The following is an 11,855-nucleotide window of genomic DNA, read 5'->3' as shown; positions in this document are numbered from 1 at the left end:
CGCGGTGTTCCCGTTGCGGGGACGGGACCACCGCGCGGAGATTGCGGCCGGTCAGAAGGCGCGCTTGTTCAGGCCGATCAGCCAGTTCCAGAACTGCGTCCACCAGTCGCCGTCGGACGGCTGGGAGGGCGGGGTCGGCGTCGGGGCCGGTCCGGGGGACGCGGGCGTGCCGCCGCCGGTGAACAGCAGCCGGTTGGCCGATCCGCTGCCGGGGTTGCCGACGACGCCGGTGGTCGCGGCGGACGTCAGCGCGGAGCCGACCTGCTCGGGGGAGTAGCCGGGGTGCGCGGCCAGGACCAGCGCGGCGGCGCCCGTGACGTGCGGGGTGGCCATCGAGGTGCCCGACAGCGTGGCGGTGGCGGTTCTCCCGCCGATCCAGGTCGACGTGATCTGGTAGCCGGGCGCGAACAGGTCCAGGCACGAGCCGTAGTTGGAGAACGAGGCGCGGGCGTCGGTCGAGGTGGTCGCGCCGACGGTGAGCGCGCCCCGGGCGCGGGCCGGTGACGTGTTGCAGGCGTTGGCGTTGTCGTTGCCCGCGGCGACGGCGAAGGTGATGCCCGCGGTGACGGCGCGCTCCACGGCGGCGTCCAGCGCGGGGCTGGCGCTGCCGCCCAAACTCATGTTGGCGACGGCGGGTTTGGCGGCGTGGGCGGCCACCCAGTCGATGGCCTTGATGATGCCCGAGTTCGCTCCCCTCCCGTCGCAGCCCAGCACGCGGACGCCGACCAGCTTCACGCCCTTGGCGATCCCGTAAGCGGCGCCGCCGACCGTCCCGGCGACGTGCGTGCCGTGCCCGTTGCAGTCGTTGGCGTCGGTGTCGTTGTCGACGAAGTCGTAGCCGGAGCTGGCACGGCCGCCGAAGTCCGCGTGCGACGTCGAGAGACCGGTGTCGATGATGTAGGCCGTCACGTTGGACGCCTTGGTGCCGTAGGAGTAGCCGTGGTCGAGCGGCAGCCTCTTCTGGTCGGCGCGGTCCAGGCCCCACGACGGCGGGTTCGGCTGGACGTCGGACGCCGAGGAGATCGCGTCCTGCTCGACCGACGCGACGGCGGGGTCGGCCGCGAGCCGGCGCGCCTTCTCCGCGCTGAGATGCGCCTGGAAGCCGGTGACGGCGCTGGAGTAGACGAAGCCGACGCGTCCGGAGTACGCGTGCGTGAGCTGCTGCGCCCGGCCTCCCACGCCGTCCCGCCGCAGCGCCGGGGTGTCCTTGAGCGTGACGATGTAGCTGCCCTTGACGGGCCGCGCCGCCTGCGCGTTCACGATCGGTCCTTCCGCGACCGCGGGCGACACGGTCACGAGGGGAAGGACCAGCGCGCCGGCGGCGGCGATCGCGCAGCCGGCGAGGCGTGGTGCGTGCATCGGGGGGGTTCACCTTTCGCTCTGCGGGGCTCGGCGTGCCGCGAGGGGAGCCGCGGCACGTCTGGGAGACGGGGATCGCGCCCGCCGATTACAGCCGCGCGCACAAAAAGAACCTCGACCGGTGCTGAGCATGCGTGCCGGGCCGGGAAATTCCGCTCGGGCCGTAATCGGGCGGCCGGTTCGAGGTCTCCCTCTTCACGATGGCCGCCCCGCCGAAAGGAACGCTCATGCTCACGCGCACCAGATGTCTCACCGCCGTCGCCGGCGCAGGGATCCTGCTGTCAGTCGCTCACCCGGCGTCCGCATCGGTCGGCGGCGGCAACGTCTCCATCGGTTGGTCGATCCCCGGCACGCCCGCCCAGGGACTGACGAACATCACCTTCCCCATCGCCGCCAACCCCGCCACCGACCCGCGCGGCGGGACCTTCTTCGCGCAGCAGTACAACTTCCAGCACAACGTCATGGGGTACATCGGCCTGCAGCCGCGCGCGGACAAGAACGGCAAGCAGCGGCTGGACGCCCACTTCTCCCTCTTCGGCGACGGCGCCTCCACCACCGACGCCAACTGCCATCCGGGCGCCGACAACGGCGGCGGCGTCACGTGCGCGACCGAGTTCGACGCCGTCTACGGCCACACCTACGACCTCACCGTCACCCGCACCGCAACCGACACGTGGACGGGAACGGCGACCGACACCGTCACCGGCGCCAAGACCCACATCGGCACCTACAAGGTCCCGGCCGGAAGCGGCACCCTCACCGGCGGCCAGGCCGGCTTCGTCGAATACTTCGCCGGCGTCCCCAGCTGCGCCGAGATGCCCCGCGCCGACGTGACGTTCGGCGGCCCGACCAGCACGGACGCGGGCGGTCTGACCGGCACGACCAAGGCCGGCAAGGAGTACAGCGACTGCGTCGGCAAGGGCGACTACCGCGCGGTGCAAGTCGGCAACGGCGTCCGCCTCACCCGCGGCTTCCTGTCCACCCGTGACACGCTGATCTACAAGGCCACCGCCGGTGGACGCTGCATGGACGCCAGCGGCGACGGCGACGGCAGCGCGATCGTCGCCTACGACTGCCACGGCAACCAGAACCAGCGATGGCGCCCGCAGAGCGACCGCACACTGCGTTCGCTGGGTCAGTGCCTGGACGTGCGCGGGGCCTCCACCGCCGACGGCACCCCGATCATCCTGTGGCCCTGCCACGGCCGCCCCAACCAGCAATGGACCTTCAAGGACGGCGCCCTGATCGGCACCGGCTCGGGCAAATGCGCGGACGTCGGTTCGGGCAACAGGGGAACCGCCCTGGTCATCCGCACGTGCAACGGCAGCAGCGGACAGAAATGGTCCACCCTCCCCGGCTCCGCCGCCGTCTAAGGCCGGGATCGGCGCTGAACGGGTTCCTTCAGCGCCTTTCCGGGGGAAGCGGGTGCTGTTCTCCCCAGATGAGCATGGCGTGCAGCACGCTGCTGAGGCTGGTCCCGTGCTCGGTCAGCGCATAGACGACGCGCGGCGGGACCTCGGCGTGGACCGTGCGGGTGAGGATCGCCTGGTGCTCCAGGGAGCGGAGCCGGTCGGTGAGGGTCTTGGCGCTCGGCGTGCCGAGGGCCGCGCGGATCTCGCCGAACCGTTTGGGGCCGGTCAGCAGTTCCCGGACGATCAGCGTGGTCCATTTGCCGTCCAGAACGGTGAGCGTGCGCTCGATCCCGCATCCGGTGGATTGCGCGTTCGCCAGGTATTTCAGCTCGTCAGGGCCAATGGTTTCCATAGGGAAACAATATTACGTATTAGGTACTGCTTTCCGGGTGAAACTAGCGTCGCCGCCATGAATCGCTCAACGATCGTGGTCCACGGCGCGACAGGCGCCCAGGGCGCTCCCGTGGTGTCCCGCCTCCTGGCGGCCGGTCACCGGGTGCGGGCCGCAGTCCGTGACACCGGCTCGGCGCGGCTGCATCCGGACGCCGAGGCGGTCTTCGCCGACCTGTCGGACGTCCCTTCGCTGACCGCCGCTTACGCGGGTGCCGATGCCGTCGTCGTCCAGTTGCCGCTGGACTTCGCGTCCGGCCGTGCCGTGGCGCAGGCCGAGGCGGTCCTGCGCGCCCTGGAGGACGCGAAGGTCCCGCGGGCGGTGTTCAACGCCGGAGGCCCGGTGCCCGCGCAGCCGGTAGGCGTCCCGTTCGTGGACGCGCGCGTCCGTCTGGCCGCCCGTCTGCCCGAGACCGTGCCGTCGGCGACCGTCATCCGTCCGGCCGCCACCTACATGGAGAACCTGAACGCGCCCTGGTCGGCGGCCAGAGTCATGGCGGGCGAACTCGCCTACCCGCTGCCCGCCGACCTGGCGGTGCCCTGGCTCGCGCTGGATGACCTGGCCGCCGCCGTCGCGGACCTCGTGACCGCGCCGTCGCCGCCGCCGCTCCAGGTGGTGGCGGGCCCCGCCGCCCTGACCGGCGACCAGGCCGCCGCCGAACTCGCCGCCGCCCTCGGCCGTCCGGTCCGGTGGACGACCGTCGACGCCGCCGAGTACGAACGCATGCTCGCCCCGCATCTGGGCGGCGAGACCGCCGCCGGCATCGCCGCCGCCTACAGCCAGCCCCCGGCCGGAGCGTCCGCCCGCCCCGCGCCCGACCCGTCGACGATCCGCGTGGGCACCACCACGCTGCGGGAGTGGGCCGCCCGACGCGACTGGCCCGACCGCTGAACCGGAGCTTCAGATCGGCGTGTGCGCGGCGGCGCCCGACGTCAGGTTCCGCCGCGCCCATTCCTCGAAACTGGTGAGCGGGATCCCGAGGTCCCGGGCGTACTGCGGACGGGCCGGCTGGCCGACCACGTTCAGCCGGTCGTGCGCGGCGCCCATCGGGGGCATTCCGGCGGCCAGGGCCTCGGCCTCGGTCATGTCCGGCGCGGAGAGCGGCGTGGCCAGGGCGCGGGAGAGGACGTCGGCGATCTGCTCCATCGACAGGTAGTCGCTCGCCAGTTCGAGTTCGACGCGGTGGAAGCGTTCCGGCTCGGCGATCGCGGCGGCTGCCGCGCGTCCGATGTCGTCCACGGCCACCAGGGACAGCCGCGTCTCCGGCTTCAGGACGCTCACCAACCCGCCCTCGACGCCGCGCGGGAACAGGAAGCGGAGGGACGGGAGGAAGTTCTCCATGAAGAAGCCGGGCTTGAGCAGCGTCCAGCGCGGGAACCCGGCCGTGCGCAGCCGGTCCTGGATGGCGGTCTTGGCGCTGAGGGTGGGTTCGACCGCCGCCCAGCGCCCTTCGGCCCAGCCGGGGTCTCGGGTGTGCTGACCGGCCCCGGCGACGGACGTGTGCACGAACTGCGGCACCCCGGCGGCCCGCGCGCCCTCGATCAGGTTGACGCCCTGGGCGACCTCGCCGGCGAAGTCGAACCCGGACGCCGTCCGGCCGGGCATCTGCACGGAGAACACGGCGCGAGCGCCGGTCGCGGCCCGGACCACCGAGGCGCGGTCGTGCAGATCGCCGGTGACCAGCTCGGCGCCGAGCGCTTCGACGGCCCGGGCGCGCTCGGTGCCCGGGTCGCGCACCAGCGCGCGGACGGGGACGCCCGCCGCGAGCAGTGCGCGGGCGGTGGCGCCGCCCTGCCTCCCGGTCGCGCCGGTGACCAGGACGAACGCGGAACGTGACGGCATGACGGCCCTCCCCGAAGATAAACGGCGGGGCCCGCCGTTTATGGTGCCGCTAAGATATGGCGGACCCCGCCACTTAGCAAGCCCGGGAGACGCCGATGCCGGACCGTCGCCGCGCCGACGCCCGGCGCAACTACGCGCGGATCCTCGCGGTCGCCGAGGACGAGGTCGCCGTCCACGGCGCCGACGCGTCCCTGGAACAGATCGCCCGGATCGCCGGGGTCGGCTCGGCGACCGTCCGCCGGCACTTCCCCACCCGCCGGGCGCTGCTGACGGCGGTCTCCCGGGAACGGGTCGAGGCCCTGCGCGTCCGCGCCCACGACCTGGCCACCGAGGACGACGCCCGGGCCGCGCTGCTGGCCTGGCTGCACGACGTCCTGGCCTACTGCGTCGCCGCCCGCGGGCTCGCCGCCGCGCTGGCCTACGACAGCGCGGCCTCCGACCCCGTCCACGACAACGCCTGCGCCGCGACCCTCCAGGAGGCGGCGGCCCCGCTGCTCCGCCGCGCCGCGCAGGACGGCGCCGTGGACCCGGACGTGACGGTCGCCGACCTGATCACGCTGCTCGTCGGCATCGCCCTGGCCACCGAGCACGCGCCCGACCCGGCCGTCCGCGCCGACCGGCTGTTCCGCCTGGCCGTGGCGGGACTGGGCGCGCCGCGCGGCGGTGGTCGCCCAGGGACGTAGCGGCTACTTGGAGTCCAGTCGTCCCATCGGATGGGCGTCCGGGGCGAGGGCCGATCGCAGGGCCGTCCAGTCGGAGCCGTCGACGCCGAGGACGTGGCGCAGGTACGCGAGCGTGGCCTGCTGGACGAGGGCGACCCGCGCGGGGTTCTCGTCGGTGGTCTCGGTGACCTCGTCGCCGGAGATGCCGCCGAGGAAGTGTTCCGCGCCGAAGAGGGTGAGCAGGCTTTTCGGGCCGGGGCTGAGGGTGTAGGGGTCGGTGGTCCATTCAGGGCCCCGGGCGGACAGCAGCGTGAGATCGTCCTTGTCCCCGGCGACGACGAGGGCCGGTGCGGTGACGTGCGCGAAGTCCTGGTCGCGCAGCCAGGGAAGGTTCTCGATAGCGAACGGGGTCAGCTCGTCGCCGCCCTTCCCGGCCGTGGCGAGCAGGACGCCCGCCGTGACCCGCGCGTCGGACAGATCCTCCGCGACCCCGGTCTCCGGGTCGGTGACGCGCAGGCCCAGCAGGATCGCGGCGGTCTGGCCGCCGAACGAGTGCCCGGCGGCGGCGATCCGGCCCGGGTCCGGGCGCCCGGCCAGGCCGGGGACGGCCGCCGTCAGCAGGTCGAGGTCGTCCAGGATGCGCTTCATGTCCGAGACGCGGAACCGCCAGAACCGGTCCTTCCTGGGATCGTTTGCGGCGAGGTCCAGCCGCTTGGAGTCCAGATGGGTCGCCTGGATCACGACGAAGCCGTGGGAGGCCCAGTAGTCGGTCAGGGGCCGGTAGCCGTCGAGGGACGACCCGAACCCGTGGGCGAACAGGACGATCGGCAGGTCGCGTCCGGTGACCGGCGCGGTCACCCGCACGTGCAGATCCTCGCCTCGCTCCGGCGCGGGCAGGACGATCGGGCTGACCGAGACGATCGGCGTGACGTTCATGGAGTCCCCTTCATGTTCCGGTTCGTCCGTTACGCTAAAACCTGACGTTGACGTCAGAGGCAAGGGAAGTTCCGCACATCACCGGAGGGCGACCATGCGCATCGGGGAACTGGCCGACCGGACGGGCGTCAGCGTCCGGGCCCTGCGGTACTACGAAGAACAGGACCTGCTCACCGCCGAGCGCAGCCCCAGCGGCCAGCGCCACTACCCCGACGGCGCGGTCGAACGCGTCCGGCTGATCCAGCGCCTCTACACCGCAGGGCTGTCCAGCAAGACCATCGTCGACCTCCTGCCGTGCGTCGTCGACGGCAACGCCACCCCCGCCCTGCTCGACCGGCTCGCCGCGGAACGCGACAGCATCGACAGGCGGATCGCCGAGCTGGCCGACACACGCGACCGGCTCGACTCCGTCATCAACGGCGCCACCGCCAACATGCTCACCGGCCGACCATGCCCGGCGGCGGAAGCCGAGCAGCACGCGAGCGCAGCCTCAGCCCGAAGTTCCGCAGCCACGGCGCCGCGCACGACGTCACCAGGTTGACAGGCGAGGTCGTCAGCGAGCGTGCGCGTCGAGTTCGCCGGTGATCAGCGGCCAGTGGTGCGGGGTGATTCCGTGTCCGAGGTCGGGCACGGTGAGGAGCCGTGCGCCGGGGATCCGGGCGGCGAGGCGCCGTCCGGCCGTCGGCTTCACGAGCGGGTCGGCGAGCCCGCTGATCACCAGCGTCGGGTGCTTGATTTCAGCAAGTGAGAATTTCTGCTTGTCGCGCAGGGCGGTCGCCATCTGTCGGCGGCGCGCGAGCGGGTCGGGCGTTCTGCGGTCGAGGCACCGTTCGGCGGTTTCGCGCAGCCAGGTCTCGTCGAACGCGTGGAACCGGCCTTCGGTCAGCCGCATGACGTTCATGAGCATCCGGATCTGCTCGTCCCGGGACGTGCCGTAGCGCCGCAGAGCGCCGCGGAAGGGCCCGGGAAAGCGGATGTGGCGGAACATGCCGAAGCCCGCGTCGTCCATGGGCAGGCCGTTGACCAGTGTCAGCGTCCGGTAGCGCTGCGGGGAGCGGAGCGCGGCGAACTGGGCGAGCCCGGCGCCCATCGACAGTCCGAGAATGTGGGCGGAGTCCCACCCGATCGCGTCGAGGACGGCGTTCATGTCGTCGAGCATGTCGTCGCGGGTGTAGGCCTGCTTTCTGCCGGTGAAATGCGTCGACAGTCCGGCGTCCCGGTAGTCGAACCGGACGACCTGGAACCCGCCCCGGACAAGACCGTCGCAGAACCCGTCGGCCCACCAGATCATCTGTGCGTCGAGGCCGCCGGCGAGCAGCAGCGGCCGTCCCGCGTCCCCGAACACCTCGTAGGCGATCTCGACCTCTCCGTTGCGCGCCGTCCGCGTCTCCATCGGCCACCTCCTCGTTTTACAATGCACCTGCATGGTAACAGCTTGGCAATGCGAGTGCATTGCATAGAGGGAGGGCGGATGCCCAAGCAGGTGGACCACGAGGAGCGCCGCCGCGCGATCGCCGAGGCGGTCCTGGCTCTGCTGGCCGCGAAGGGAAGCGAGGGGGCCAGCCTGCGCACGGTGGCGGCCGAGGCCGGCGTGTCGATGGGCGCCGTCCAGCACTACTTCAAGACGAAGGACGAGATGATCCTGTTCGCCCTGGAGTACGGCAACGAGAACCTGGCCGTCCGCATGCGGCGGCGCATGGCCGAACACCCCGACGCCCCGGCCCGCGACCTCTACCGCTACTTCTTCACCCGGCTCCTCCCGCTGGACGAGGAGTCACGCCGCGGCGCCAGAGTCTGGATGGCCTTCCTGGCCCGCGCGGCGATCGACCCCGCGACCCAGAAGCTCGCCGCCGAGGCCTACGCGAACCTCACCGCGTTCGTCCGCACCCAACTGGCCGCCGTCGGCGTACCGGCAGAATCGCTCGACCGGGCCTCCCACCACCTGGTCGCCGTCCTGGAAGGCTTGCGCTACCCACTGCTCCTGGGCGCTCGCACCCCCGAAGAAACCCTGGCCGTCCTGGACGCCCAACTCGGCACCATTTTCGACGCCGACCCGAATGCGAGATTCGGTGTGTCCGGGTCCGGCGAAGGAACGGTGGGTTGAGGGGCGGCGCGGGACAATTGGTGTACGGCGGGTGCGCCGCCGGTCCTCAACGTTGTGAGGCAGACGTGATGGGTGCGGGCGGTGGTGACGTGACCGATGCGCGCACCGAGGTCACCCGGGACGACCCGGCGGCGTCGTGATCTGGCGCAGGAGCCGCCGTCCCCCCGACCGGGAGGCTGAGGCAGAACAGCCGGAGCGGCGGGTCGAGGCCGCAGGTGTCGGGGCGATCGCCGCCGGACGGGATGTGATCGACTCGCCCACGCACGTGGGCGATGTGTATCAGGCGGTTCCGCTGCCGCGCGCCGATGAGGTGGCCCCGCCGCCGTGGGTAGCCCCAGCGCTGCCGGCGCGTACGGGGGTGTTCGTGGGTCGGGGCGGGAAGTTGGCCGAGCTGGATTCGGCGTTGCGGGGTCCGGGTGGTGCGGTGGTGCAGGCGGTGCACGGGTTGGGCGGGGTGGGCAAGAGTGCGCTGGCCGCGCACTGGGCGCACCGCCATGCCACCGAGCACACGCTGACCTGGTGGATCACCGCCGACGCCCCGGCGAACCTCACCGAGGGCCTGGCCGGGCTGGCGGGGATGCTGGTCCCGGACATGACCCGCACCGCCCCCGTGGCCGTCCCGTTGGAAGACCGGGCGGCGTGGGCGCGGCGCTGGCTCGCCGCCCACACCGACTGGCTGGTGGTCCTGGACAACGTCACCGATGCCGTTGATGTGGCCGGGCTGGTGACCGGCGCCCCGGGCGGCCGGTTCCTGATCACCAGCCGCCTGCGCGAAGGCTGGCACGACCTGGGTGCGGCGCTGATCGAGCTGGACGTGCTGAGCCCGCCCGAAGCACACGAACTCCTGACCGAAATCGTCACCGCTGGCCGACCCGACGCCGACCTCACCGGGACCGCCGCGCTGTGCGACGAACTGGGGTACCTGCCACTGGCGGTCAAACAAGCCGCTGCCTTCATCCGCCAGACACGCCTGTCCCCGGACGGCTATTTGGAGTTGCTGCGCGCCGACCCGGCCGTGGTCTACGACCGGGCCGCGCGCGGCAGCGACGCCGAACGGACCATCGCCCGGATCTGGCGCCTCACCCTCGACCACCTCTCGCCGCTGGCGGGAGAACTACTGCGCGTTCTGGCCTGGTGGGCACCACAAGACATCCCCCGGACCCTGCTCGCCCCGCTGGCTGGACCTGCCCTTCTGGCCGCGGCGCTGGGCGACCTGGCCGCCTACAGCATGATCACCCTCAACACCGAGACGATCACCCTGCACCGCCTGGTCCAAGCCGTCGCCCGCACCCCCGACCCCCACGTAGATGGCGACTCCCACCGCCAACCCGCCGACGTCCACATTGCCTGCCACGCGGCCACCGCACTGCTCGACCAAGCCCGCCCCGCCGACCCCGCCGACCCGGCCGGATGGCCTACTTGGCGCACACTCATTCCCCACGTGGACGCCCTCGCCCAACACGCCCCACCCGACACCGACACCCCCACCACCGCCCGACTACTCAACCACGCCGCCAACTTTCTGCAAGACCAAGGCGAGCTGGCACGCGCCATCGACTACTACGAGCGCGCACTGAACTGTGATCTGCGCCTGAACGGCCCCGACCACCGCAACACTTTCACCAGCCGCAACAACCTTGCCGACGCCTACCGGGCGGCGGGGGATCTGCGCCGGGCGGTTCCGTTGTACGAGGCGACCCTGGCCGACTGGGAGCGGGTGTTGGGCGGTGACCACCCCGACACCCTGACTTCCCGCAACAACCTCGCCAGCGCCTACCAGGCGGCAGGAGATCTGGGACGGGCGATCCCGCTGCACGAGGCCACCCTGACAAACCGGGAGCGGGTGCTGGGCGGTGACCACCCCGACACGCTGATCTCCCGCAACAACCTCGCCCACGCGTACGAGGTAGTGGGCGATCTGCGCCGGGCGGTTCCGTTGTACGAGGCGACCCTGGTCGACTGCGAGCGGGTGTTGGGCGGCGACCACCCCGACACGTTGTCCTCCCGCAACAACCTGGCCCACGCCTACGAGTCGGCGGGGGACCTGCGCCGGGCGGTTCCGTTGTACGAGGCGACCCTGGTCGACTGCGAGCGGGTGTTGGGCGGCGACCACCCCGACACGTTGTCCTCCCGCAACAACCTGGCCCACGCCTACGAGTCGGCGGGGGACCTGCGCCGGGCGGTTCCGTTGTACGAAGCCACCCTGGCCGACTGCGAGCGGGTGCTGGGCAGCGACCACCCCAACACCCTGACTTCCCGCAACAACCTCGCCCACGCCTACCAGGCGGCCGGAGACCTGGACACGGCGATCCCGCTGTTCGAAGCGACTTTGGCTGACTCCGAGCGGGTGCTCTCGGGCGACCACCCCAACACCCTGACCTCTCGCAACAACCTCGCTGGCGCCTACCAGTCGGTTGGACACCTGGGCCGGGCGATCCCGCTGTATGAGGCGACCCTGGCCGACCGCGAACGGGTGTTGGGCGCCGACCATCCCAACACCCTGTCCTCCCGCAACAACCTTGCCCACGCCTACCAGGCGGCCGGAGACCTGGACAGGGCGGTCCCGCTGTACGAGTCGACCTTGGCCGACTGCGAGCGGATGCTGGGCGGCGACCATCCACTCACCGAAACCGTGCGGGCGAATCTGGAGGCCGTCCGCCGGTAGGTCGCCTGGGAAGTGGCTCAGGCGGGTTGGTCACTCCGGCCGCGCCGTGGGCGTGTTACGGCACCAGCACGATCTTGCCGACGTGCGCGCCTGCGTCCAGGGCGGCGTGCGCGTCGGCTGCTTCGGTCAGTGGGTAGCGGGCGCCGATCACGGGAGCGATCTGCCCGCGCGCGGCGAAGTCCAGGACGAGTTCCTGCTCCCGCCGCGTGGCCGCGCGTGTGCCGAGGATATCGAGGTGCTTGGAGAAGATGTCGTTGATGTGGAGTTCGATGGTTCGGCCGCCCATGATGGCTGAGAGGACGATGCGTCCGCCGAGTCGTGCGGCTTGGATGGCCAGGGGGACCATGGGGCCGCCGACGTTGTCCAGGACGGTGTCGACGCCGGTGCCGCCGGTGTGTGCGCGGATTTGGGCGGCGGCGTCGGGGTCTTTGTAGTTCACGACGGCGTCCGCGCCGGCGTCCAGGACTGCTTGGGTTTTGTCGGG

The 11,855-nt window shown here is 71.8% G+C and carries 12 protein-coding genes; 6 read left to right on the top strand and 6 right to left on the bottom strand.

From position 1 onward, the window contains the following. Window positions 1–51: 51 nt before the first annotated feature. Window positions 52–1,359 (bottom strand): S8 family peptidase, encoded by a 1,308-nt coding sequence (locus tag GQ466_RS27795; RefSeq protein ID WP_161106031.1) that lies wholly within the window; start codon window positions 1,357–1,359, stop codon window positions 52–54. Window positions 1,360–1,586: 227 nt separating this feature from the next. Here GQ466_RS27795 and GQ466_RS27790 point away from each other — a divergent pair, with 227 nt between their 5' ends. Further along, window positions 1,587–2,732, top strand: a complete 1,146-nt coding sequence (locus GQ466_RS27790) for an RICIN domain-containing protein (RefSeq protein ID WP_161106030.1) — start codon at window positions 1,587–1,589, stop codon at window positions 2,730–2,732. A gap of 28 nt (window positions 2,733–2,760) precedes the next feature. On the opposite strand, the gene GQ466_RS27785 is transcribed toward GQ466_RS27790, so the two are convergent. Beyond that, window positions 2,761–3,123 (bottom strand): winged helix-turn-helix transcriptional regulator, encoded by a 363-nt coding sequence (locus GQ466_RS27785; RefSeq protein ID WP_161106029.1) that lies wholly within the window; start codon window positions 3,121–3,123, stop codon window positions 2,761–2,763. 57 nt (window positions 3,124–3,180) lie between these two features. On the opposite strand from GQ466_RS27785, the gene GQ466_RS27780 reads away from it, so the two are divergent. Next, window positions 3,181–4,053, top strand: coding sequence for an NmrA family NAD(P)-binding protein (locus GQ466_RS27780; RefSeq protein ID WP_161106028.1), 873 nt, complete (start codon window positions 3,181–3,183; stop codon window positions 4,051–4,053). A gap of 9 nt (window positions 4,054–4,062) precedes the next feature. Here the strand turns inward: GQ466_RS27780 and GQ466_RS27775 are convergent, their stop codons facing one another. Next, window positions 4,063–5,004 carry an NmrA family NAD(P)-binding protein gene (locus tag GQ466_RS27775; RefSeq protein ID WP_161106027.1) on the bottom strand — a complete coding sequence of 314 codons (942 nt, stop codon included), beginning with the start codon at window positions 5,002–5,004 and terminating at the stop codon, window positions 4,063–4,065. Between the two features lie 95 nt (window positions 5,005–5,099). Here GQ466_RS27775 and GQ466_RS27770 point away from each other — a divergent pair, with 95 nt between their 5' ends. Next, a complete protein-coding gene (locus tag GQ466_RS27770) occupies window positions 5,100–5,687 on the top strand; it encodes a TetR/AcrR family transcriptional regulator (protein ID WP_161106026.1) in 588 nt (195 codons plus the stop codon). Window positions 5,688–5,690: 3 nt separating this feature from the next. On the opposite strand, the gene GQ466_RS27765 is transcribed toward GQ466_RS27770, so the two are convergent. After that, a complete protein-coding gene (locus GQ466_RS27765) occupies window positions 5,691–6,602 on the bottom strand; it encodes an alpha/beta hydrolase family protein (protein ID WP_161106025.1) in 912 nt (303 codons plus the stop codon). Window positions 6,603–6,696: 94 nt separating this feature from the next. Between GQ466_RS27765 and GQ466_RS27760 the strand changes: the two genes are divergently transcribed. Then, window positions 6,697–7,143, top strand: a complete 447-nt coding sequence (locus tag GQ466_RS27760) for a MerR family transcriptional regulator (RefSeq protein ID WP_161106024.1) — start codon at window positions 6,697–6,699, stop codon at window positions 7,141–7,143. A gap of 12 nt (window positions 7,144–7,155) precedes the next feature. Here GQ466_RS27760 and GQ466_RS27755 read toward each other — a convergent pair whose 3' ends face one another. Then, complete coding sequence (locus GQ466_RS27755; protein WP_161106023.1) at window positions 7,156–7,995, bottom strand: alpha/beta fold hydrolase; 840 nt, start codon at window positions 7,993–7,995, stop codon at window positions 7,156–7,158. 78 nt (window positions 7,996–8,073) lie between these two features. Here GQ466_RS27755 and GQ466_RS27750 point away from each other — a divergent pair, with 78 nt between their 5' ends. Then, window positions 8,074–8,706, top strand: coding sequence for a TetR/AcrR family transcriptional regulator (locus GQ466_RS27750; RefSeq protein WP_161106022.1), 633 nt, complete (start codon window positions 8,074–8,076; stop codon window positions 8,704–8,706). 382 nt (window positions 8,707–9,088) lie between these two features. After that, a complete protein-coding gene (locus GQ466_RS31095) occupies window positions 9,089–11,371 on the top strand; it encodes a tetratricopeptide repeat protein (protein WP_202421239.1) in 2,283 nt (760 codons plus the stop codon). Between the two features lie 55 nt (window positions 11,372–11,426). Here GQ466_RS31095 and GQ466_RS27740 read toward each other — a convergent pair. Continuing rightward, window positions 11,427–11,855, bottom strand: a 429-nt coding sequence (locus GQ466_RS27740; protein WP_161106021.1) for a zinc-binding dehydrogenase, incomplete at its 5' end; no start/stop codon positions are given.

The organism is Actinomadura rayongensis, from assembly GCF_009831215.1.
Lineage (GTDB): Bacteria > Actinomycetota > Actinomycetes > Streptosporangiales > Streptosporangiaceae > Spirillospora > Spirillospora rayongensis.
Note: the sequence above shows the minus strand (reverse complement) of the source record. Positions and strands in the feature narration are given on the sequence as shown.

What these genes read in the sequence shown, in the direction of transcription:
- GQ466_RS27785 (WP_161106029.1), bottom strand. Translation starts at nt 3,123, where the DNA reads ATGGAAACCATTGGCCCTGACGAGCTGAAATACCTGGCGAACGCGCAA.
- GQ466_RS27770 (WP_161106026.1), top strand. Translation starts at nt 5,100, where the DNA reads ATGCCGGACCGTCGCCGCGCCGACGCCCGGCGCAACTACGCGCGGATC.
- GQ466_RS27795 (WP_161106031.1), bottom strand. Translation starts at nt 1,359, where the DNA reads ATGCACGCACCACGCCTCGCCGGCTGCGCGATCGCCGCCGCCGGCGCG.
- GQ466_RS27775 (WP_161106027.1), bottom strand. Translation starts at nt 5,004, where the DNA reads ATGCCGTCACGTTCCGCGTTCGTCCTGGTCACCGGCGCGACCGGGAGG.
- GQ466_RS27750 (WP_161106022.1), top strand. Translation starts at nt 8,074, where the DNA reads ATGCCCAAGCAGGTGGACCACGAGGAGCGCCGCCGCGCGATCGCCGAG.
- GQ466_RS27780 (WP_161106028.1), top strand. Translation starts at nt 3,181, where the DNA reads ATGAATCGCTCAACGATCGTGGTCCACGGCGCGACAGGCGCCCAGGGC.
- GQ466_RS27765 (WP_161106025.1), bottom strand. Translation starts at nt 6,602, where the DNA reads ATGAACGTCACGCCGATCGTCTCGGTCAGCCCGATCGTCCTGCCCGCG.
- GQ466_RS27760 (WP_161106024.1), top strand. Translation starts at nt 6,697, where the DNA reads ATGCGCATCGGGGAACTGGCCGACCGGACGGGCGTCAGCGTCCGGGCC.
- GQ466_RS27755 (WP_161106023.1), bottom strand. Translation starts at nt 7,995, where the DNA reads ATGGAGACGCGGACGGCGCGCAACGGAGAGGTCGAGATCGCCTACGAG.
- GQ466_RS27790 (WP_161106030.1), top strand. Translation starts at nt 1,587, where the DNA reads ATGCTCACGCGCACCAGATGTCTCACCGCCGTCGCCGGCGCAGGGATC.